The following is a 22365-nucleotide window of genomic DNA, read 5'->3' on the forward strand; positions in this document are numbered from 1 at the left end:
ACACTAGGTGTATGAATTTACCTAGTGTTTTTTTATGCCTATTTATGAAGTTCAGACTTTGCTTCTGAAAGTAAATTTTGTTGTTGAATTAGATCTAATCCTGTATTAGCAAGGGCTTTTACTGTATCTAAAACCTTATTACGAGCAAAAGGTGATATAGTTACTTTCCCAAATGCCTGGCAAGCATATTCAATTGATTTATCATCAGTAATTTTCACAAGATATCTAAGGGTTGGTACCATGTGACTTACATTTCCAAGGCTTAGACCATAAGGAAGATTTACTTCATCTGCAATATCAATAATTCCAACTTCCTTAAGATTATGAGAAAAAATTCTGCAAAGAGTGGAATTAGCCTTAAAGTTTTCATATGGAACCTGGGATAAGGTAACTTCTGAGGATACACCCATCAATTCATCAAGTATATTAGTAAAGTTAGTTATTTTATTTCTGATTTCCTCTGCTATATCTAAAGACGGTGCCTTAATTGAAAAATAAGTTTGTATATTTTTGGTTAATATATGAGGAACCAAGTCTCCATTTATTGATATCTTATCAATAGAGCAATCTTTTGGATAGCCTTTAAGTATCGTATTTATAGAATTTAAAGTAAATAAAGAAGCATCGAAAGCAGAAAAACCATTCGCCACCTTAAAACAAGATGTATCGTTACATGCATATGTAATTTTAATGGGTAAAACTGCAGGAGAGGTACAACAATTAGCATTAATTATGCTAGGTTGAGCCATTAGGACTGCATCCATATCTTCAAATACTCCTTGTTTTGTCATAGTAACTTTAGAACCACTTAAAAATTCTCCAGGACAACCTATTACAACAACAGATCCGCTTATTTTAGGAATTACTTTGGATAGGCCAAGAGCAGCTCCTATTGCCATAGAAGATACTAAATTAGTACCTAATATATGTCCTTGCTTACAGGAACAATCATATTCACAAATATAGCAAATTTTTGGATGACCTTCACCAAATTGAGCCATAAATGCAGTAGGTATATCTAAAAAGTTTTCTTGTATATTGAAATTATTACTTTTAAGTATACTGATTAGATAATTATATGCTTTGTGCTCACAAAAGCTTTCCTCTGGGTTTTCATATAAATATTTTGAAATTTTATATATATCTTCTTCTATAGATACTAAATAATTTATTATTTCCTGTTTCATAAAAAATGACCTCCTCAAATGGAATATCATTTATTAGTATACCCGCGTAGATAAATTATATTTTACATATAAATAGATAAATTATATTTTACATACAAATAGACTTAAGATATTAAGTATAGTTGAAATATGGATATAAACAAGATATAATGAATAATGTGAAATCTATGGAATATATTGGGAATAAAAGGGGGATTAGTAATGGCTAGGAAAGAGATTAAATTAGCAGCAATAACTTTATTAATGGGATTGTTGATTACAATACTCTATAGTACAGAACAAGCATATGCAGATTCTATTCCTAAAGTAGAAAAAATAGTAGGAGAATATGATACTATTTATGAAGGAGATACTCAAACTTTAGATATACTAACTACTGCACCTGGAAAGGTTCAATATAGAGTATGGATATCTAACAAAAAAACAGGAGTATGGGAAGATATAACAAAGGGATATACTTCTCCTGTAGATGGTAATAAAGTTTATAATATTACAACTCCTAAATTGCTTGAAGGGGAATATGGAGTATCTGTTTGGGTTAAAAATGCAGGTGCTGCACCAAGAGATAAAAGAGGGTTTGATAACTATTTAAGTTCATCAATTAAGTGCCTAAAAAAAGATGGACAAGGTACAATTATAAAATTAAATAATTTTAAAAACAATTATGCAGTAGGAGAAACAGTAGAGATAAAAAAAGAAGAAGGAAAGCAATACTTATATAAGTTTAGTGCCTATGATATTATAAATAGAAAAGAAATTGTTTCTTCTAAAGATTATAAAGAAAATCTTTTATGGAAGCCATCGGTAGAAGGCGCATACTTATTACAAATTAATTTAAAAATTATTGAAAAAGTCCCAGTATATAAAGATAATACAGAAGATAATAAAATCACATCAGATACGAATAAAGGTGGACAAGAATCTAATACCAATGTTACGCAAGATACAGAAAAGGTAGATAAAAGTGATGAAGTTATAGGTAATAACAAAACAAAAGATGTAGATAAGAATAAAACAGAAGATGTAGATAAGAATAAAACGGAAATTATAGACAAGTCATCAGAAGATAAAATTAATGAAGCTGAAGATAAAACCGAAGAAGATAAAGATAAAAAAGAGGAAATTGATGGACAAAGCAATGAAAATGAAGAAAAGAAAAATGATGAAGTAGAATATAAAGAGATAGAAAGAGAAATAAAAATAAATAAATTAATAATTGTAGGCAATCCTTACAGGTATAAAGGGCCTAAAGCGCCATCTGTAAGTTCTTTAGTAGTAGGAAATGCAGGGGAAGTACAACGTATATATATTAAAGCTGAACCTAAAACAAAATCAAAAAACGTTGGATATATATATGGAAGTCTTCAGGAAGTTAAGATAATAAAAAAAGTTGGAAATTACTATTATATAGAAGCTAAAGATTATAATTCTTTAAATTTAGTTAGAGGGTATGTACTAACATCTCAGCTAAAGACAGTAAAACCTCAAGGAAAATATTCTATATTAGTAGATATAAGTGATCAGAGAGTTTATGTTTTTAACAGTGGTAAACTTCAAAAAACTATCATCTGTTCAACAGGGCAAGACTGGACTCCAACCCCTACAGGGACTTATTTAGTTGGTGATAGAGGGGCATACTTTTATACAGGGTATAAAAATTCAGTTATTTGTTATAACTGGGTTAGAATTAATAATGACTTTTTATTTCATAGTGTTCTATGTGATAGAAAAGGACGTGTAATACAATCAGAAGCAGCTAAACTTGGGAAAAAGGCATCTCATGGATGCATAAGAATGCCTTTAAATGATATAAAATGGATTTACAATACAATTCCAAAGGGCACATTAGTTGTTATACAACAATAACAAAAATAAAAAAATAAAACGCCAATTTTATGGCGTTTTATTTTTTTAAGTATATAAAAGTAATAAATATAATACTATCTAGTAGTAGGAACAATTCTTCTGAATATTTCCTCAACTTCGTTTCCAAATTCAGAGAAAGGTCTTCCGCTACGTATTCCTTCTCCAACATTTGTTATTCTCTTAAAGATATCAGGATCAGCACTTACTGCTACAGTTTTGATTCTAGTATCTGTACTTTTAACAACTCTTTCAATGTTAGCTTTTAAGTCATTAGTCATTGTACCTTCAGTTGTTGCAGCCATATCAACGCCAACTAAAGCCCTTTCATTAGATATAACAACCCTAGAGCCTCTAACACCACTAATTCCATTTACAGCATTCTCTATTTTTTGAGCTCTTGAAGATAAGTCATTAGTTGTATAGCCAGGATTTCCTATTGAAGTATTATATCTATCATTAGGAGTATTATTTGGATTTGTTGTTACGTTTGGAGTTTGGTTTGGGCTAGTAGCTCTATTATCCCTCATCGTTCCATCAGGATTTGTTCCATTTTGAGTTGTGGTTCTTCCAGATGGAGGTGGATTTGTTCCACGGTTAGTGCATCCAATGATACTTATTGAAAATAATAAAATTGTAAAAACTATTAAGATATTTTTTTTACTTCTAAAATTCATTTTTATCACCTCGTAAATTAGTATGTGTAGTTTCAATATTATCTATGAAAGAAATCAAGACTAAATTTTAAGATTATTTTTCAAGTATTACTAAATAATTTTAAATTATTTTTGTGGACAAAATAAGATTAGGTGTTCAGTTGAATAAAATATAGTATAAGGGGCAACAATTGAAATGGTTAGAATCAAGTTTTAAATGAGGGGGTAAATATGCAAAAACAAAAATGTATTATATGTGGAAAGCCTCTAAATGATGGTATAATGATAAATGGAAGAGGAATATGTAAAAATTGTGAAGAGAGAATAATACGTTCAGAAACGGGAACAGATTTTTATGAATACTACAAAGCATGTATAAAGAAAACTATAGCCCATCATATGATAAGAGGAGTGGATTACAATTGGCAAAACTACCCCTTATAACAGGAGTACTAAACTATATAAAAGAAAATAATATAAGATTTTGTATGCCGGGACACAAAGGTGGAAGTGGATTTAAGACAACTAAAATAGGAAGAGAACTATACCAAAACTTTGTTAATGGCGATATAACAGAAGTGGAAGGCTTAGATAACTTTCATAATCCTAAAGGTATAATAAAAGAATCGCAGCAGTGTTTATCAGATTTTTATGGTAGTAAAAGGTCTTACTTTTTAGTTAATGGGAGTACTAGTGGTAACCTAACTATGATATTTTCTGCATTTAATGAAGGAGATAAGATTATAGTTGAGAGAAACTGTCATAAGTCTATATTTAACGGGATTATATTGAGAAAACTAAAACCTATATATATAAAAAACAAAATAAATCATAAATACAATGCTCCTCTTTCAATAGATGAGGAGCATTTTTTGCATATACTAGAAGAACATAGTGATGCTAAAGGAATTATTGTAACGTATCCGAATTACTATGGAATTTGTCCTGATTTAGAGTTTATAGTTAAAGAAGCTAAAAAAAGAAATATTAAGGTTTTAATAGATTCAGCCCATGGAGCTCATTTTGGTATAATAAATGAACTGCCCAAAAGTGCATTAGAGCTAGGAGCCCATATGGTGGTAATGAGTGCTCATAAAACATTGCCTAGTCTTACGCAAACTGCATATCTTCATATAGGAGATAGTGTAAATGTAGATAGTGTAGAATTATATTTAAATATGTTCTTAAGCACTAGTCCTTCTTATATGCTTATGTGCTCTATGGATTATGCTAGATTTTATTTAGAAGAAAGAGGAAAAGAAGACTATAAAAAGCTTATAGAAATAACTAAGAAATATAAAGATAAAATAAATAGAATAGATGCAATGCATATAATAGGAAAAGAAGACTTAGAGGATGAAAAATTAGAAATAGACTTAACTAGATATGTAATTAACTTAGATAAAAGATATAGTGCAAGTAAGCTCTCAGAATATCTAAAAGAAAATAAAATACAAGTTGAGATGAATGATAGTCATAACGTGGTTCTTATATTTTCTCCTTTTAATACTGAAGATGAATTTATAAGACTTTATGATGTGCTTAAGAGTTGTAATTTAGATAATATAAAGAGTGACTATTATAATATATTAAATTATAATATACCAGTAGCTAAGTTAATGCCTTATGAAGTAATTAATAAAAATAGAAAAAGTGTTGAACTTAAGGCGTCTGAAGGTAAAATATGTGCACAAGCTATAGTGCCATATCCACCAGGAATTCCACTAGTTAATTTAGGTGAAGTAATAGATAAAGATATTATAAGTGCTACAGAGTATTATTTAGAAAATAAAATAGACGTGATAGGTTTAAGCAAATTTCATGAGAAATGGATTGTGGAAGTTGTAGAAGATTAATTATACTACAAACTATATAAAACTTACTGGGGGAGCGTAAAATGAAAAAAGGAATATTTATTACTTTAGAGGGTCCGGATGGTTCTGGAAAATCTACAATCATTAAATTGATGGAAAAGTATTTAGATGATAATGATATCAATTACATATCTACAAGAGAGCCTGGCGGAATAAATATATCAGAACAGATAAGAGAAATTATATTAAATAGAGAAAATACTGCCATGGATCCTAGAACAGAAGCTCTTTTATATGCAGCATCACGAAGACAGCATTTAGCAGAAAGAGTAATACCAGCTATAGAAGAAAATAAATTAGTTATATGTGATAGGTTTATAGACTCTTCTTTAGCTTATCAAGGTTATGCTAGAGGTATAGGCATGGAAGAAGTTATGAAAATAAATGAATTTGCTATAGATAGATATATGCCTGATTTAACAATATATTTTGATTTATCACCAGAAATAGGAATAGATAGGATTTCAAAAAATAAGGAGAGAGAGATAAATAGACTTGACTTAGAAAAAATGGATTTCCACAGAAAAGTAAGAGAAGGATATTTAATATTATTAGAAAGATATCCAGAGAGAATAAAGAAAATAGATGCTAGTCAATCTATTGAAAATGTTTTTGATGATGTTAAAAGATTAATGATGATTAGTTTAGGACTTTAATATGGTATAATTAGAAGTAATTAAGAGGAAAAAACTTTTAAAGTATATTCTTAAATAATAAATAAATATGTTAAAATATAATTATAAAAGGCTTAATAATAATAAAACTTACAATTAAATTAATAATGAAGTAAAATATAATCAATTTAAAATGGGGGGGAAAGTAATGAAACTTGTTATTGCTGTTATTCAAGATGATTATTCTGATGATTTAATAGATATAATCACAGAAGCTGGCTATGGAGTAACTAAGCTTGCCACAACAGGAGGATTCTTAAAATCAGGTAATACTACCTTAATGATAGGTGTAAAAAAAGAAGAAGTTGATACTGTAATTGGAATTATTAAAGACGTATGCAAGAAGAGAAACCAAATAGTAACAACACCTTCTCCTGTAACTGGATCAACAGGCATTTATGTTCCATACACTGTAGAAGTTGAAGTTGGAGGAGCTACTATATTTGTAGTTGATGTTGATAAGTTTGTAAAGATATAGCTTAAACATGTCATTTAGGAGGTATTAGATGAGCTTTGAAACTATAATAGGGCATCAATTAATTAAGAGACAAATAGAAGATACCATAGGATCGGGTAGATTTTCCCATGCTCATCTTATAGTTGGAGAAGATGGTCTTGGAAAGAGTCTTATTGCAAAGGAAATTGCTTTGAAACTTCTAGGTAAAATAGATAATAAAAGGTATGTTGATATTATAGAGTGGAGAGCCAGTAAAAATAAGCAATCTATCGGGGTTGATGAAGTAAGAGATATAATAAAAGAAGTAAATAAAAAGCCCTATGAATGCGATAAAAAAGTGGTTATAGTTTATGAAGCAAATAAAATGACTACAGAAGCTCAAAATGCCTTTTTAAAAACTATAGAAGAGCCACCTCAAGGTGTAATTTTAATATTGCTAAGTGAGAATTTAGAACTTATACTAGAAACAATAAGATCTAGATGCCAAATTCATAAGTTAAATAGATTAACTATAAAAGAAATGATGGAATATATCCAAAAAGAGTACCCTCATCTAGAAGAACAAGAGATAAAACAAGTTATAGCTTTTAGTGAAGGAATCCCTGGACGTTGTAAGTACTTTTTAGAAGATGGAGCCTTTAAAGAAATCAGAAGCAATGTTATGGAGATACTACTTGAGCTTTATAAAAAGGATAAATACATGATAAAACAGTACGATACCTTTTTTTATAAGCATAGAGATCAGTGGAGAGAAATATTAAGCTGCTTTATTTCATATTTAAGGGATATCATTGTTTATAAGGAAATAGGAAAAAGCGAAGTGATAATAAATAATGATAAAATAGAAGAAATAAATAAGCTTTCTAATATATATTCATTTAATGAACTAACTAAATTTATAAATATAATAAATAATATGATAGAAAATTTAGAAAGAAGAGTTAATTCCGAATTGGCTTTTGATATAATGTTGTTAAATATGCAGGAGGTTTAAGATGATAACTGTTGTAGGAATACGCTTTAAAAAGTCAGGGAAGATATACTATTTTGATCCAAATGGATTAGATGTAAAAAGTGGTGATAGTGTAATAGTTGAAACAGTAAGAGGAATAGAATTCGGAGAATGTGTGATAGGGCCAAAAGGAATAAGTGAGTCAGAAGTAGTGACACCTCTTAAGAATGTTATTAGAAAAGCCACTGAAGAAGATATACAGAAGCATCAAGAAAATAGACAAAAACAGGAAGAAGCTTTTAATTTATGTTTAGAAAAGATACAAAAGCATGATCTTCCAATGAAGCTTATAGATGTAGAGTATACATTTGATAATAATAAAATTATATTCTATTTTACTGCTGATGGAAGGGTAGATTTTAGAGAATTAGTAAAAGACCTTGCATCAGTATTTAGAACAAGAATTGAATTAAGACAAATTGGAGTTAGAGATGAAGCAAAAATGATTGGGGGACTTGGTACTTGCGGAAGGCCTATGTGCTGCTCTTCATTTTTAGGTGATTTTGTTCCAGTATCAATTAAGATGGCTAAAGAACAAAACTTATCTTTAAATCCTACTAAAATATCTGGAATTTGTGGAAGACTAATGTGTTGCTTAAACTATGAACAAACAATTTATGAAGACATAAAAAAGGAGCTCCCAAAGGTAGATTCAATTGTAGAAACTCCTTATGGTAAAGGCATAGTAATAAGTAACTCTGTGGTAAAAGAAAGTGCAAAAATTAGAATTTCCATAAAGGATGGAGAAGATATAATAAAAGAAGTTAGCATTAAAGAAATGACCTTGATTTCAGGTGAATATGAATATATTGGTGATAAAATAAGTGAAGAAGACATAAAATTGGAAGTTGAAGACATAGATGACAAGACTATAAGTGAACTATTGAAGAATGACTAGGAGGATACATTATGAAAGCTCTTATACAAGTTTCTAATATACGTTCTCAAAGCGATGTCAGTAAGATACGTGTTGCATTAGGAAATAAAGAAGGAATTATTGCATGCCATATAAAAGAAGATAATGGACAAATAGAGATAGTTTATGACAGTTATTTCACTAATAAAGAAGAAATATATGATTTACTAGAGGATATGGGGTACACTGTTATATAAAAAATAATCTTTTAAAATTTATAAAAACATGTTAAAATAGAGAAGGCATGTACATAAAACTGCATGCATCTAAACTTTTGGGAGGTGTTTTTCATGGCATTTAAAATTAGTGATTCATGCGTAAGCTGTGGAGCTTGTGCTTCTGAATGCCCAGTTGGAGCAATCAATCAAGGAGATACTCAATTCGACATCGATGCAAATACTTGCATAGATTGTGGAAACTGTGCTAACGTATGCCCAGTTGGAGCAATATCACCTGAAGAATAAGATTAAATAAAAAAGCCGTCATATAGACGGCTTTTTTATTTTGCAGTTTTTTTACTTATAGTATATATTGTAGCAAAACTATTATGTTTGGATAAAAGATCAGTTATAAGGTATAATTAACCTATAATTGCAAAGAATTTAAAGACATAAGTTTAGTTTAGAGTGGTGATAAATATGAATATAAAATTAGTAAGAGAAGATGAGACATTAGACGATTTACAATTAAATGGTCTTCATGTTATACAGAAAAGGGATGGATTTAGATTTGGAGTGGATGCTGTACTCCTTGCGAATTTTGCTGAAATAAAGAAGGATAATAGAGTTGTTGATCTTTGTAGTGGAACAGGAATTATACCTTTTATAATTGCAGGAAAAACTAAAGCTTCAAATATCACAGGAATTGAAATACAAAATGAAATGGTAGAAATGGCAAATAGGTCTATTAGATTTAATAATTTAGAGAATAGAGTAAACTTTATAAATGGAGATTTGAAGGATATAGATCTTCTAAAAAGTATTCCAAAAGCAGATGTAGTTACTGTAAATCCCCCATATAAACTTTGTAATTCAGGAATTATAAATCCAAATGATAAAATAGCTATAGCAAGGCACGAAATTGCTTGTAATCTTGAAGATGTTATAATTGCCTGTAAAACTCTATTGAAAGATAACAAAAGAATGTATATGATACATAGACCAGATAGATTAGCGGATATTATAATGCTTATGAGAAAGCATAAAATAGAGCCTAAAAGAATACAAATGATTCATCCAAACACGAAGAAAGCACCTAATATTGTGTTAGTTGAAGGACAAAGAGATGGAGGGGCATTTTTAAAGTGGGAGCCGCCTATTTATGTATATAACGATAATGGTGGATATTCAGAACAAATAGATAAAATATACGGAAGAGGTTAAATAGAAGGGAGTCTTAGTAGTGGGTAAGTTATATGTAGTCCCAACCCCTATAGGAAATTTAAAGGATATAACTTTAAGAGCTTTAGAGGTATTAGGAAATGTAGATTTAATAGCAGCAGAAGACACAAGACAAAGCCTAAAGCTGTTAAATCATTTTAATATAAAGAAACCTTTAATAAGCTATCATAAATTTAACGAAAATATAAAAAGCGGTGACATTATTGATAGATTAAAAGAAGGAAAAACTATAGCTTTAGTATCAGATGCAGGAACACCAGGGATATCAGATCCCGGCAGCGTAATAATAAAAAGATGTATAGAAGAAAATATAGATTTTGAAGTGTTAACAGGAGCCACTGCGGTAACTACTGCTCTTGTATACTCAGGACTAGACACTACAAAATTTTTGTTTAGAGGATTTTTACCAAGAGAAAATAAAGAGAGGAATCCTATTATTGAAGATTTAAAAAATAGACAAGAAACATTAATATTCTATGAAGCGCCACATAGATTATTGAAGACTTTAAATTTTTTATATGAGAATTTAGGAGATAGAAAAATTGCTATATGTAGAGAACTTACAAAATTACATGAAGAAATAATTAGAGTGAATATAAAAGAATCTATAGAATATTATAGTACTAATAGCCCAAGGGGAGAGTATGTACTTATAGTAGAAGGGAAAAGTGAAGAAGAAATAAAATTAGATGAAGAATCTACATGGAATAATCTATCAATAGAAGAACACATAAAAAAATATATAGAAGATGGAATTGACAAAAAAGATGCTATAAAAAAAGTGGCAAAAGATAGAGGAATAGCTAAATCAGAAGTATATAAATATTCTCTAAATTTGTAGAAAATTTTAACAAAAACGCTTTTAGAAGCTAATAAAAGAAATATAAACGAAATTTTCCACTGTAAATGTTATCTGTTTAATGTTATAATATATTATATTATTACAATTTGGTTACAAAGGAGTTGATATTAGTGCATAAAAAAGTGGCATCAATAGTAACTACAGCAGTATTATTAGTTACTATAAGTACAACTGCAGTTATTGCAAGCCCAATTTCGGACAAGCTTAATCAGCAGCAAAATCAGATGCAAGAGCATAAAAATCAATATAGGGATGCACAAAGTAAGGTACAATCAATAGAAAGTCAAATAGAGCAGTTCGATGGACAAATCGAAAAATTGATGATGGAAGTAAACGGAAATAAGACTAAGATAAAATCTATTCAAAATGACATAGAAGCATCTGAAGATGAAATTAAAAAAGCAGAAGAAGACATAAAACAAGAACAAGATTTATACAATGAAAGAATGAAAGTAATGTATATGAATGGTGTTGGAGGATACTTAGATGTAATTCTTGGCGCTGAAAGCTTAGGAGACTTGTTTGAAAGAGTTGAAGCTGTTAAAAAAATTACTGATTTGGACAAGAAGATAGTTAAAGAACTAGAAGAGAAACAAGAATCAATAAAAGCAAAAGAAACAAAGCTTAGAGAAGAGCAAAACAAGCTAGTAGCTTTAAATAAATCACAAGAAGAAAAAGCAAAGAAGCTAGAAGAAGATAGAAAAGCTCAGGACAAGCTTGTTCAAGAAGCAAGAAGACAAGCATCTCAATTTGCAGGTGTTTTAAAAGATGACCAAGCCAAAATAAGAGAAACAAAGCAATTAATACAACAAATGAGAAGTAAAGCACCTAAATATACACCATCAAGAGGGTCAGCACCGATATCATCAGACTCAGTTGTTGCTTATGCATCTAATTTTTTAGGTACACCTTACGTTTGGGGAGCTAATGGACCAGAAAACTTTGACTGTTCAGGATTTACAAAGTATGTATATGCTCATTTTGGAGTTAGACTACCAAGAGTTTCAGGGGAACAAGCACAAACTGGAGAGTATGTATCAAAAAGTAATTTACAACCAGGAGATTTGGTGTTCTTTGGAAGTCCAGTACATCATGTAGGAATATATGTAGGAAATGATTCTTACATACATGCACCAAGAACAGGTGATGTAGTTAAGATAAGTACGTTATCAAGCAGATCTGATTATGTTTCAGCAAGAAGAGTTAGATAAAATAGAATATAATACAATTTACATATTAAACGCCGATTTATCGGCGTTTTATTTTGTTGTTAAATAAAAAAACCATGAAGAGTACCTTCATGGGTTTAATGCAGCGAGATTATTTTAAATTATTTTTCTTCTTTTAAAGCGTCTAAACAGCTTTTGCAGATGTTTTTGCCTCTATAGTTAATAACATTTCTAGCATCTCCACAGAAGATACAAGCTGGTTCGTATTTCTTTAATATGATTTGTTCTCCATCTACATATATTTCTAGAGCATCTTTTTCAGCTATATCTAGTGTTCTTCTTAACTCTATTGGAATAACTATTCTTCCTAATTCATCTACTCTTCTTACTACTCCTGTTGATTTCATTAATTCTTCCTCCTTAAATTTAACTAACAATAACCAATTTAAATGTTTTACATGTTTCGACATCGTCTTACTTAAATAATAGCAAATATGACAAAAGAAGTCAATATAAAAAATGATTTTTTTTAGATTAAGTTACAAATTTCTTATTAACTTCCATCTAAAGTTAATATACTACCAAATTATTCAAAAGTCAATAGGAACTTTTTGTTAAATGCAAATTTTTACTATAAAGCTTAAGGCTTATAAAATCAATGTTTCACAGAAGAAATGTTAGAAAATTACTAAAATTCAAGTAATAATTTGTAAAAAGGAAAGTTGTTAAAATTTTAAAATAAAATAGTAATTTAATGGATTAAAATGATTATAGTGTCGAAAAATAAATTGAACATAAAATATACTAAATATATAAATATAGAAAGTATATTACAATTTAATATTATTAATTATGATATAATTAAAATTAATTTATAATAGTAGGTGAAAGCTCATGAAAGATATTATAGAAGATATAAAGAACATTTTAAATAATTTAGGAGGCTCGGCTTATATAGTTGGAGGATATATTAGAGATAAGTTAATTGGATGTAATAAAGTTCCTGAAGATTTAGATATAATTTATGACGGTAATATTCATGCTTTTATAGAAAAGCTAATAGAAAAAGGTTATAATATATTTCCGATAAAGGAAGACATGAAAATTTATAGAGGTATATTTCATGGAAGTACTCTAGATATATCAGAGTTAAAGAGTAATAATATAGAAGAAGATTTACAAAATAGAGATTTTACATTAAATGCAATAGCTCTTAAGTTAATAGATAACAAAATAATAGATCCATTCAAAGGAAGGGATCATATAAAGGCAAGGATAATACATGAAGTAAGTGAAGCTAGTATAAAAGATGATAGTATAAGAATATTAAGGGCATATAGATTTGCTATTAAGTATGGTATGCATTTTAGTAAAGAGTGTGAAAATAATATTATTAAAAGTGGTAAATATATTAAAGATTGTCCGAAAGAGAGAATTTTTAATGAGTTAATAAAGATAATTGAAGATGATGTTCAAGGAGTACTTTTCCGAGAGCTAGATAGATATGGTGTTCTTAAAGAATTATTACCATATATACAGGAGTTAAAGACAATAGGAAAGTGCAGGTATCATATTGAAGATGCCTTCACTCATATGAATCTAGTATATGAAAATTTTAAAGAGCTTTTAAAGGGAAACTTATCTATAAAAGGATTGGATATAAGTATATTCGATGAAAATTTAGCAAACATTTCTATAAAGAATTATATAGCCTTTGCAGCCTTTTGCCATGATATAGGGAAAGCTAAATGCTATAAAAAAATTAATGATAAGATAAGCTTCATAGGACATGATAAAGAGGGAGCTGTCATTGTGAGAAATGTGTGTAATGAATTAGGATTTCCAAAACGCGGGCAAGAGCTCATTGAAAAACTTGTGGAAGCACATATGTATCCACTAGGGCTGTGCAAGAATAACGTAAAAAACTATAAAAAAAGCTTTTATAAGTTTTTTTCAAGATATGATAAATACATACCGTATATATTAGCACTATCCTATTGTGATATGTATGCTACAAAAATGCTGTATGATCCAGATGGAGAGGAGAATATATTTAAAGAATATATTGAAAAACTTCTGGAAGAGTATAAAATTTACAGAAAAGTTAAGGATAATAAATTACTAGGTGGGGAGAAAGTAATTGAGGTTACAAAGGCCCAAGGAAAAGATATAAAGTTAGTATTAGAAGAGCTAGACAAAAAAATATATTTTGGAGACATATCCAATGTAGAAGAAGCCATTAAGTATTTACAAAGCAAATGTGTAACTTATGCTACATTTTAAGAGAGTGTTGTTTTGTAAACTTAAAATAGCTAATATTAAATAATAAAGTTATATAATTTTTTTATAAAGTTAATATACTATTATATATAACTAGAAATTACTTGAAAGGGGTAATAATTTATGAAAATATTTATTGATACTGCCAATGTAGATGAGATAAGAAGGGTTAGCAAGTGGGGAATACTAGATGGAGTTACAACTAATCCATCTTTAATAGCAAAGGAAGGTAGAGATATTAAAGATGTTGTAGAAGAGATATGTTCTATAGTTGATGGACCAATAAGTGCAGAAGTTATAAGTTTAAAATCCAAAGAAATGGTAGCTGAAGCAAGAGAATTAGTAAAGATACATAAAAACATAGTTATAAAGATACCTATGTGTGAAGAGGGATTGAAGGCTGTAAACGTATTGTATAAGGAAGGAATAAAAACTAATGTAACATTAATTTTCTCAGCTCAGCAAGCCTTACTTGCAGCAAAAGCAGGAGCTAGCTATGTTAGTCCGTTTGCAGGTAGACTAGATGATATAGGAAATGATGGATTACAGGTAGTTGGTGATATAGCCGAAATTTTCAGTATTTATGATATACAAACAGAAATAATAGCTGCAAGTATAAGGAATCCAATGCATGTACTATATGCAGCAAAGGCAGGAGCCCATATATCTACAATACCATATAAAGTATTAATGCAAATGTTAAATCACCCTCTTACAGACAAGGGGATAGAGGCATTTTTAAAAGATTACGAAAGTCAAAACAAGAAATAATTATAAGTATATAAATTAAGTAGAGTAGATAATTAAAAGAGAGATTATCTACTCTACTTAATTTATATAGATACAAAGATATTATTGTAAATATTTTTGTAATGGTGATATACTGATAAAGTAAGATAATATGTTCTATTTAAAAAATTGGACAATGAATTGTAATAATTATACAAACACCCGTTTTAATTGCACTTATTTCTACAATATTATAAAAATAGAAAAACATAAAGCTACAGAATTATATAAAAAATGAAATAATGAAAGAGAAATAACTCGAATTATTCCACATAATTATAACAACTTATCCACAAGAACATGTGTACAGTGTGGATAAAATTGTATCGATATTGTTAAAAGTCACAATAAAATCAATGCTAGAAGATATAAAAGTGCTTATCCACAGAAAGTGTGTATAACTTGTACATAAATGTGGATAAGTAAGTATATTTTTATAAAATCTTAACTTTGCAATTTATGTTTCAAAATTTCAACTGGATTTATGATTTCTATGATTAATGAAGGTAAATATGAAATATATCCAATAATTCGACAAGGAGTACTATAAAAAATACAACTTGTAATAGGGTTATAAATACCGTATAATATATTATGAAAACGTCTATGAATTTATAGAAAATTCAATAAAATTTTTATGGGTTTGGTATTTTTCTAATAAGACTTAGTTAAAGCTTACATACAGAATAGCATGGAGGTAATAGAATTGGATAACAGTAAGTTTATTTTAGAAGGCTTAAATAAGATAGCAAAAGATATCTCAAAAAGTAGTTTAGTTCCCTACGAAGACTTACCTCAATACGATCTTTTTTTATCGCAGGTTATAGATTATTTGAATGATAGATTTCAAGAAGAACAGTATACTAATAATATAGTTCAAAATTATATTAAAAATGAAGTTATTTCAAAACCAGAGGATGGCAAGAAGAGAGGATATACTAAGCTTCATTTAGCTCAGCTTGTTCTTTTAAGTTATATGAGACCTATTTTAACAACTGAAGAAATTAAGAAAGTATTTGCTCTTGCATTTAATCAAATAAATGATAGAAGTGACGATATAATTTCCTGGGAAAAAGCATATAAAGTTTTTGATAAGATACAAGCAGAAAGCTTAGATAACTTCTTAAATGTTGACTTTTTTAATGAAGATAAATTCAATAAATATATAGATGAAAGCCAATTGAAAGAGGAAGATAAAGGCAGAATATTAGTCTTTTTAATAGTAATGAGTTTAATAGCTCAGGCAAGTGCTATTAAAAAGCTAGCTAAAAAAATTATCGATGATTATGGTGACGGTCAATAAAATTATATATTTTAAGCTTCTATGCATATTTAATCTATGAAGGGTAGGTGATATGTGTGGAAGCTTTAGTTAGTTTAATAGGAAATGTAGGATTTCCAATTGCTATATCTATTTATTTGCTAGTAAGAATAGAAAGCAAGCTTGAAAATCTTACAAATAGTATTAATATGCTATCTAACGTAATAAATAATATATCTAAAGATTAAATATTTACCAATATGTAACTGTTAGTTAATAATTTATTAATATTAGAATGGTATTATATAATTAAACTTAGATATCCCCTTTATATAGGTTAATGCCAGAAACTTTCTGGCATTTTTTGTTTTAAAGATAATAAGATTATTGACAATGAGGTTTATAAAGTTTACCATTGAATTGCAGGGCTAGTAAATGGTGTGTATTCAATAATTACATATATATAAGGATTTATAAGGGGGACAATGTTATGATAAATTTAACGGGCAGAAGTTTTCTGACATTGATGGATTTTACAAAAGAAGAAATAAGTTACTTAATAGATTTGGCACAACAATTAAAATACGATAAGGGTGAGGGCACTGAATGGCAGAGGCTAGCAGGAAAAAATATAGTTTTAATATTTGAAAAGGATTCCACCAGAACTAGATGTGCTTTTGAAGTAGCAGCGTATGATCAAGGGGCACGGGTTACATATTTAGGCCCTACAGGGAGTCAAATGGGGAAAAAGGAATCAATAAAAGATACAGCAAGAGTACTTGGCAGAATGTATGATGGAATTGAGTACAGAGGTTTTGGTCAGAAAATTGTGGAAACTTTAGCTAAATATTCAGGAGTTCCTGTTTGGAATGGACTTACAGATGAAGACCATCCTACACAAGTTTTAGCAGACTTTTTGACCATAAAGGAACATTTTCAAAAACCTCTTGAGGAAATTACTTTAGCTTATGTAGGAGATGGAAGAAATAATGTAGCAAATGCACTTTTGATAGGAGCAGCTAAGGTTGGTATGAATATTAGAATAGTATCTCCTGAAAAATTATTTCCTAAGGAAGACTTAGTTGATAAGTGCAAAAATGAGGCAAAAGAATCTGGAAGCGATATAGTAATTACTTCTAATGTGAACTCTGGAGTTAAGGGAGCAGATGTGATATATACAGATGTGTGGGTATCCATGGGGGAATCATTAGAAACATGGAAAGAAAGACTAGAAATATTAAAACCATATAGAGTAGATATGGATATGATAAAAATGACTGAAAATGATGAAGTTAAATTTATGCATTGTTTACCTGCCTTTCATAATTTAGAGACAACTATAGGAAAAGAAATATATGAAAAGTATGGATTTGATGCTTTAGAAGTTACAGAAGAGGTTTTTGAAAGTAAGTATTCTGTAGTGTTTGATGAAGCTGAGAATAGAATGCACACAATAAAGGCTGTTATGGTAGCTACAATATAAATATAATACATAATTAAATTAAAGGTTATCTTAAATATATTTAAGATAACCTTTTTAGCGTGTAGAAGTTTATAAACAAAAATAAAATTAAGATAACTATCTTAATAAAAACTGTTGAGCACAGCACTAGTATTTGCTTCACATAATACAATAAACTACATATATATCCAAATTATTACAAAATAAATGATAATAAGATAAAAAATATATACAAATTTGTTAAAGTATTAAATTATATTTACGAAATTACTATAAAAGATAAATGAAACATGGTTATAGATCGTAAAATGTCGCATAACGTAATGAAAAAATTTTAATAAAGGAGGGAAAAGTATGAAAAAAAATAGAAAAAGTTTGCACAAGCAAATAATAGTATTGCTAATTATAGCTATAGTAGTGCCAATAACTATAGTTTCAGCAATTAATTTTTATGTTTTAAACCTTAGCATAAACTCTAATTTTAAGCAAATGGCTACATCTAACCTTGGTAACGTAATTGATATTATATCGGATATAAGTAAGAATAATAAAGAATCTATAGAAATGCTATCAGAAGATCTTAATGCTAGGTCTATACTAGAAGCCCAGGAAAATAAACTTTGGCTTAGAAAATTTCTCGATTCTTTTAAAAAGTCTCATGAAGGAGTTGCCAGTGTGTATATGGCAACTATAAATAAAGAGATGATTATGGTACCCGATAACAGTATTCCTAAAGATTTTGACCCATCTTCTAGGGAATGGTATAAAAAGGCTATGGAGAATCAAGGAAAGGTAATTATAACCAACCCATATGTGGATATTAGCAATGAAAAACAATATGATGTTACTTTTGCAAAAACAGTTAAAGATGCTTCTGGAAAAATTGTGGGAGTAATAGCAATAGATATAACATTAGATCAATTAAGCAATAAAGTTTCCAGTATTACAATGGGAAAATCAGGTTATGCAGTAGTTATAGATTCAAATGGGGTAATTATAGCACATAAAAGTATAGACAAAATCGGTAAAACAACTAAAGAAGATAAAAGCATAGAGGATATTGTTACAGCTGAAAATTCTACCTTTGAGCAAGAGATTAACAGTATGAAATATTTGGTATTTAAGCAAAAAGAAGAAGCTACAGGGTACACTGTTGCAGCACTTATACCTAAAAAAGAGCTTACCAGTGAAATTATTAGAGTTACTATAATAAATATAGGAGTTGCTTTAGCTTCATTAATATTAGTTATATTTATAGGAAATAGATTTACAAAAGTTAAAATAACTAATCCAATTAAAAAGGTTGTAGATGCATTAGGATACATTGGAGAAGGTGATTTTACTGTTAAAGTAGAGAGCGGCAGGAATACCAGTGAAGAAGTTGAAATGATAATTAGTGCTATTTCTAATACTGCAAATGGAGTATTAGAAATACTGAAGAACGTATCTAGAGCATCAGAGAGCTTAAAAGAAAATTCTCAATCTCTTCTAGCTATTACTGAAGAATCGAGCGTTGTAGGAGATGAAGTGGCCAGGGCTGTTCAACAAATAGCAGATGGATCAGTTCATCAATCAGAAAAGCTTAATGAAAGTGTAGCTATATCAGAAAAACTAGGTAATGAAGTTGAGGAATCTTTAAAGGATTCATCTGAGATGATGAAGGCTTCTAAGATAGTAAAAGTAGCTAGTGATGAAGGAGCAGAGTTAATTAATAGCTTAACAGAAGTGTTTAAAGAAACATATGCTGCTAATTTAGAAGTAGTAGAAAAGGTTAAGGAGCTAGAAGAAAAATCAAATCATATAGGTGCTATAACTGATGTAATAAAAAGTATAACGGAGCAAACAAACCTATTAGCCTTAAACGCATCTATTGAAGCGGCAAGAGCTGGAGAAGCTGGAAGAGGCTTTGCAGTAGTAGCTGAGGAAGTAAGAAAGCTTGCAGAACAATCATCTAGTTCTGCTCTAGAAATTGAAAAAGTTATTTCAGAAGTAAAGATAAGTGTAAATGGAGTATTTGAAAAACTAAAGCATTCAACAGAATTAAATGATAAAACTTCAGAGAATGTTCAAGTTACAAGTAAAAGCTTTGAGAATATAAAACAATTCATTAGTATATTGGAGAACAATATAGAAAAGGTAAGTAAATGCTTAACTGAAATAAAGGCTGATAAGGATGAAGTTATAGTTAATATTTCTGAGATTTCAGCAGTAGCACAGGAAGCTGCTGCAACATCTGAGGAAGTAAGCGCATCTTCAGAAGAACAATCATCAGGACTTCAAGAGATAGTATCTTCTGCTGAGAAATTAAATGTACTTTCCGAAGAACTAAAGTCTATAATAAGTAAATTTAAAATATAACTAAAAAATCTCTAAGAGATATCTCTTAGAGATTTTTTAGTTATACTAAGTTAAGTTTTTGCGTGCACCTTAACAATATTATCAGGTTAAGGTTAAATGACCTACTTTAATCGCTCACTATTAGTGTGATAATTATGTAATTCCCTTATTTAATATGATAACCCATTTTAGGTTAATTATGTATTATAATTTAAAAAATATCTAACGTATTTTATTATTAGCATTATTTCTAGAATTATTATTAGCAAAATAAAATATAAAATTATTAATTATATAAAATATTTCTACAAATTCTAAAGAAAATATTTACAAAAGTATATAAAAGTTATAAAATAGAATTAAACAATATTAAATAATGAATATGAAAGGGGGGCATTGATAAAAAACTCTATTTTTTAAAACTATCTATGTAAACGTTTTATCCTTAGTATTAACCAAAATTTGAATGCTTAATTAAAGACTTTTTATGGTACAAGTTAATGGAAACAAAGTTATTATTGTGTTGGAAGCTGGGAACTTTCGATACAATGGGTTTTGAAAGTTTTAGCTGTGCATGGGTGAAATGGTGCTCAGTGAAGCCATTCTATTAGGTTTGGGAGCCATTAGAGTGGTAAGGAAACTTCAATAAAAGTATGGTAGAAATATAATTTATGGGTAATAGTAGAACTGGTTATATCCAGCTCTACTCTTTTTTTATTTGTTGTAAAATTACTCTATATAATCGATTTATATTGTGTAGAATATACACCTTTTCTAATGTTAAGAAATTAAAATATAAATTAAAAAGTAGCAATTAATTTAGTAAAAAATTGAAAAATAAATAAGTGTAAGAGTTAATCAGTGTAGTTTTGTACCATATTTCGACAAATCAAACAACAAAGCACTATGAAGCTTGGAAAAATAAGTTTAAATTGATAATTTGTAAGGGGACAGTTACAATAGTATTTAATAGAAGTTCTAAATATTACTTAGGATTAGGTGACAATATGAATTGCAAAACTTTAATCAACTTAATAGACGAATTTAATGATCATAATATAATAGCTTCATTAACATTAAAACCTGAAAAGATAGTATTTATATATGAGGACAATAAAGAGGAAACTGATAAATTTAAGAACATAAAAAACTATCTAAAAGATAAGCTTCCAGATACAGATGTAACAGGAGTGGCAATTGATAAATTAAATCAAGATAAAATATGCAAAGAACTAGGAGCATATAAAGGATCGGAAACCATAGTAAATATATCTGGTGGAAGCAAGCTGATGAGTCTTGTAGTATATAAGGCATCTAAAAAGTATAGTATGGAATCTATATTTATAGATTTAGATAATGAAGAGATGTTAAGGCTAACAAATAGAGAAATAATAAGATTAGATGCTGATTTTATCAATTTAGAAGTAAAGGATTTTATCGCAAGTACAGGTGGAAAAATCATTTCAGATTCTACGGAACTATTTAGTGATATAAAAGCCCAACAATATGTAGAGTATATTGTTAAAAATTATGAAATGTGGAATGATTTAAAGAAAATAATAAGAGATTCTAATATAATAATTCATAATAAATTTATGATGGATACAGCTACTATCAGCTTAGATAATTTAGGAGAATATCAAAGGAGAAAACTTAAAGGCTTTTTAAATAGGCTAAAAGAATTAAATTTAATTCATATAAGTCGTGTAAATAGGAACAAGATAATTGTAAAATTTAAAAATATAGAAGCAAAGACTCTTTTGTTTAAAACAGGGACATGGCTTGAAGTGTTAGTTTACAGAATATTAAGAGAAATAAAAGAAATAAATGATGTAAAGAGTGGAGTACTGTTTTTATGGGACGATGAAGTGAATTCTGTAAAAAATGAAGTGGATGTAGTGGCTATTTGCAGATCCAGGCTTATCTATGTATCATGTAAAGATACAGAAAAGTATGATGAGGATACATTAAATGAACTTAATGTATATGCAGAAAAGCTAGGAGGAGAAGATGCAAAAAAAATTCTTGTGGCCACTAAAGAGTCCTACAAAAAAAGTGTAGTCCGCAGAGCAGAAGAAATGGGAATTGAAATTATTATATTTAATGGGAATGTAGATAGCTTAAGAAAAAAACTTAATAAAATTATAATCAATTAATATATACAAA

The 22365-nt window shown here is 28.9% G+C and carries 22 protein-coding genes; 19 read left to right on the forward strand and 3 right to left on the reverse strand.

The window, feature by feature from the left end; all coding sequences use genetic code 11:
* Nucleotides 1-38 precede the first annotated feature (38 nt).
* Nucleotides 39-1187 carry a M20 family peptidase gene (locus ACWW38_RS10270; protein WP_456257455.1) on the reverse strand — a complete coding sequence of 383 codons (1149 nt, stop codon included), beginning with the start codon at nucleotides 1185-1187 and terminating at the stop codon, nucleotides 39-41.
* Nucleotides 1188-1388: 201 nt separating this feature from the next.
* Here ACWW38_RS10270 and ACWW38_RS10275 point away from each other — a divergent pair, with 201 nt between their 5' ends.
* Entirely contained in the window at nucleotides 1389-3053 is a 1665-nt protein-coding gene (locus tag ACWW38_RS10275; RefSeq protein WP_456257456.1) for a L,D-transpeptidase family protein, read from the forward strand.
* A gap of 74 nt (nucleotides 3054-3127) precedes the next feature.
* On the opposite strand, the gene ACWW38_RS10280 is transcribed toward ACWW38_RS10275, so the two are convergent.
* Nucleotides 3128-3727: a YhcN/YlaJ family sporulation lipoprotein gene (locus tag ACWW38_RS10280; protein WP_456257457.1), complete on the reverse strand. Its 600-nt coding sequence runs from the start codon at nucleotides 3725-3727 to the stop codon at nucleotides 3128-3130.
* Nucleotides 3728-3937: 210 nt separating this feature from the next.
* Here ACWW38_RS10280 and ACWW38_RS10285 point away from each other — a divergent pair, with 210 nt between their 5' ends.
* The 11 genes from ACWW38_RS10285 to ACWW38_RS10335 all read left to right on the forward strand — a co-directional run bounded on the left by ACWW38_RS10285 (nucleotide 3938) and on the right by ACWW38_RS10335 (nucleotide 12112).
* Nucleotides 3938-4150, forward strand: coding sequence for a sigma factor G inhibitor Gin (locus ACWW38_RS10285; RefSeq protein WP_456257458.1), 213 nt, complete (start codon nucleotides 3938-3940; stop codon nucleotides 4148-4150).
* Nucleotides 4129-5562: an aminotransferase class I/II-fold pyridoxal phosphate-dependent enzyme gene (locus tag ACWW38_RS10290; RefSeq protein ID WP_456257459.1), complete on the forward strand. Its 1434-nt coding sequence runs from the start codon at nucleotides 4129-4131 to the stop codon at nucleotides 5560-5562. Before ACWW38_RS10285 ends, ACWW38_RS10290 begins: the two co-directional genes overlap by 22 nt.
* 26 nt (nucleotides 5563-5588) lie before the next feature.
* A complete protein-coding gene (tmk, locus tag ACWW38_RS10295) occupies nucleotides 5589-6236 on the forward strand; it encodes a dTMP kinase (RefSeq protein ID WP_456260451.1) in 648 nt (215 codons plus the stop codon).
* Between the two features lie 166 nt (nucleotides 6237-6402).
* The gene (locus ACWW38_RS10300; RefSeq protein WP_456257460.1) at nucleotides 6403-6732 is read left to right on the forward strand and encodes a cyclic-di-AMP receptor; all 330 of its coding nucleotides are present in this window, start codon (nucleotides 6403-6405) and stop codon (nucleotides 6730-6732) included.
* 28 nt (nucleotides 6733-6760) lie between these two features.
* The gene (locus ACWW38_RS10305) at nucleotides 6761-7705 is read left to right on the forward strand and encodes a DNA polymerase III subunit delta' (RefSeq protein WP_456257461.1); all 945 of its coding nucleotides are present in this window, start codon (nucleotides 6761-6763) and stop codon (nucleotides 7703-7705) included.
* Nucleotide 7706: 1 nt separating this feature from the next.
* Nucleotides 7707-8621: a PSP1 domain-containing protein gene (locus ACWW38_RS10310; RefSeq protein ID WP_456257462.1), complete on the forward strand. Its 915-nt coding sequence runs from the start codon at nucleotides 7707-7709 to the stop codon at nucleotides 8619-8621.
* 11 nt (nucleotides 8622-8632) lie between these two features.
* On the forward strand, nucleotides 8633-8836 hold the full coding sequence (locus tag ACWW38_RS10315) for a heavy-metal-associated domain-containing protein (RefSeq protein WP_456257463.1): 204 nt from the start codon (nucleotides 8633-8635) through the stop codon (nucleotides 8834-8836).
* A gap of 93 nt (nucleotides 8837-8929) precedes the next feature.
* Nucleotides 8930-9103 carry a DUF362 domain-containing protein gene (locus tag ACWW38_RS10320; RefSeq protein WP_456257464.1) on the forward strand — a complete coding sequence of 58 codons (174 nt, stop codon included), beginning with the start codon at nucleotides 8930-8932 and terminating at the stop codon, nucleotides 9101-9103.
* A gap of 174 nt (nucleotides 9104-9277) precedes the next feature.
* Nucleotides 9278-10021, forward strand: coding sequence for a tRNA1(Val) (adenine(37)-N6)-methyltransferase (locus ACWW38_RS10325; protein WP_456257465.1), 744 nt, complete (start codon nucleotides 9278-9280; stop codon nucleotides 10019-10021).
* Between the two features lie 19 nt (nucleotides 10022-10040).
* Nucleotides 10041-10880, forward strand: coding sequence for a 16S rRNA (cytidine(1402)-2'-O)-methyltransferase (gene rsmI, locus ACWW38_RS10330; protein WP_456257466.1), 840 nt, complete (start codon nucleotides 10041-10043; stop codon nucleotides 10878-10880).
* A gap of 131 nt (nucleotides 10881-11011) precedes the next feature.
* Nucleotides 11012-12112: a C40 family peptidase gene (locus tag ACWW38_RS10335; RefSeq protein ID WP_456257467.1), complete on the forward strand. Its 1101-nt coding sequence runs from the start codon at nucleotides 11012-11014 to the stop codon at nucleotides 12110-12112.
* Between the two features lie 119 nt (nucleotides 12113-12231).
* Here the strand turns inward: ACWW38_RS10335 and ACWW38_RS10340 are convergent, their stop codons facing one another.
* Nucleotides 12232-12477, reverse strand: coding sequence for an AbrB/MazE/SpoVT family DNA-binding domain-containing protein (locus ACWW38_RS10340; protein WP_456257468.1), 246 nt, complete (start codon nucleotides 12475-12477; stop codon nucleotides 12232-12234).
* Nucleotides 12478-12964: 487 nt separating this feature from the next.
* Between ACWW38_RS10340 and ACWW38_RS10345 the strand changes: the two genes are divergently transcribed.
* The 7 genes from ACWW38_RS10345 to ACWW38_RS10375 all read left to right on the forward strand — a co-directional run bounded on the left by ACWW38_RS10345 (nucleotide 12965) and on the right by ACWW38_RS10375 (nucleotide 22355).
* Complete coding sequence (locus ACWW38_RS10345; protein ID WP_456257469.1) at nucleotides 12965-14353, forward strand: HD domain-containing protein; 1389 nt, start codon at nucleotides 12965-12967, stop codon at nucleotides 14351-14353.
* Nucleotides 14354-14473: 120 nt separating this feature from the next.
* Entirely contained in the window at nucleotides 14474-15121 is a 648-nt protein-coding gene (fsa, locus tag ACWW38_RS10350; RefSeq protein WP_456257470.1) for a fructose-6-phosphate aldolase, read from the forward strand.
* 709 nt (nucleotides 15122-15830) lie between these two features.
* Nucleotides 15831-16442, forward strand: a complete 612-nt coding sequence (locus ACWW38_RS10355) for a DUF1836 domain-containing protein (RefSeq protein ID WP_456257471.1) — start codon at nucleotides 15831-15833, stop codon at nucleotides 16440-16442.
* A gap of 56 nt (nucleotides 16443-16498) precedes the next feature.
* Complete coding sequence (locus ACWW38_RS10360; protein WP_456257472.1) at nucleotides 16499-16648, forward strand: YvrJ family protein; 150 nt, start codon at nucleotides 16499-16501, stop codon at nucleotides 16646-16648.
* Between the two features lie 242 nt (nucleotides 16649-16890).
* Nucleotides 16891-17883, forward strand: a complete 993-nt coding sequence (gene argF, locus ACWW38_RS10365) for an ornithine carbamoyltransferase (RefSeq protein WP_456257473.1) — start codon at nucleotides 16891-16893, stop codon at nucleotides 17881-17883.
* Between the two features lie 333 nt (nucleotides 17884-18216).
* On the forward strand, nucleotides 18217-20220 hold the full coding sequence (locus ACWW38_RS10370; RefSeq protein WP_456257474.1) for a methyl-accepting chemotaxis protein: 2004 nt from the start codon (nucleotides 18217-18219) through the stop codon (nucleotides 20218-20220).
* Nucleotides 20221-21131: 911 nt separating this feature from the next.
* Nucleotides 21132-22355, forward strand: coding sequence for a Card1-like endonuclease domain-containing protein (locus ACWW38_RS10375; protein ID WP_456257475.1), 1224 nt, complete (start codon nucleotides 21132-21134; stop codon nucleotides 22353-22355).
* Nucleotides 22356-22365 lie beyond the last annotated feature (10 nt).

This window comes from Clostridium sp. JNZ J1-5 (genome assembly GCF_053901425.1).

Excerpts from the sequence above, each read along its gene's own strand:
- ACWW38_RS10270 (WP_456257455.1), bottom strand. The coding sequence starts at position 1,187 with ATGAAACAGGAAATAATAAATTATTTAGTATCTATAGAAGAAGATATA.
- ACWW38_RS10275 (WP_456257456.1), top strand. The coding sequence starts at position 1,389 with ATGGCTAGGAAAGAGATTAAATTAGCAGCAATAACTTTATTAATGGGA.
- ACWW38_RS10280 (WP_456257457.1), bottom strand. The coding sequence starts at position 3,727 with ATGAATTTTAGAAGTAAAAAAAATATCTTAATAGTTTTTACAATTTTA.
- ACWW38_RS10285 (WP_456257458.1), top strand. The coding sequence starts at position 3,938 with ATGCAAAAACAAAAATGTATTATATGTGGAAAGCCTCTAAATGATGGT.
- ACWW38_RS10300 (WP_456257460.1), top strand. The coding sequence starts at position 6,403 with ATGAAACTTGTTATTGCTGTTATTCAAGATGATTATTCTGATGATTTA.
- ACWW38_RS10305 (WP_456257461.1), top strand. The coding sequence starts at position 6,761 with ATGAGCTTTGAAACTATAATAGGGCATCAATTAATTAAGAGACAAATA.
- ACWW38_RS10310 (WP_456257462.1), top strand. The coding sequence starts at position 7,707 with ATGATAACTGTTGTAGGAATACGCTTTAAAAAGTCAGGGAAGATATAC.
- ACWW38_RS10315 (WP_456257463.1), top strand. The coding sequence starts at position 8,633 with ATGAAAGCTCTTATACAAGTTTCTAATATACGTTCTCAAAGCGATGTC.
- ACWW38_RS10320 (WP_456257464.1), top strand. The coding sequence starts at position 8,930 with ATGGCATTTAAAATTAGTGATTCATGCGTAAGCTGTGGAGCTTGTGCT.
- ACWW38_RS10325 (WP_456257465.1), top strand. The coding sequence starts at position 9,278 with ATGAATATAAAATTAGTAAGAGAAGATGAGACATTAGACGATTTACAA.
- ACWW38_RS10340 (WP_456257468.1), bottom strand. The coding sequence starts at position 12,477 with ATGAAATCAACAGGAGTAGTAAGAAGAGTAGATGAATTAGGAAGAATA.
- ACWW38_RS10345 (WP_456257469.1), top strand. The coding sequence starts at position 12,965 with ATGAAAGATATTATAGAAGATATAAAGAACATTTTAAATAATTTAGGA.
- fsa (WP_456257470.1), top strand. The coding sequence starts at position 14,474 with ATGAAAATATTTATTGATACTGCCAATGTAGATGAGATAAGAAGGGTT.
- ACWW38_RS10355 (WP_456257471.1), top strand. The coding sequence starts at position 15,831 with ATGGAGGTAATAGAATTGGATAACAGTAAGTTTATTTTAGAAGGCTTA.
- argF (WP_456257473.1), top strand. The coding sequence starts at position 16,891 with ATGATAAATTTAACGGGCAGAAGTTTTCTGACATTGATGGATTTTACA.
- ACWW38_RS10370 (WP_456257474.1), top strand. The coding sequence starts at position 18,217 with ATGAAAAAAAATAGAAAAAGTTTGCACAAGCAAATAATAGTATTGCTA.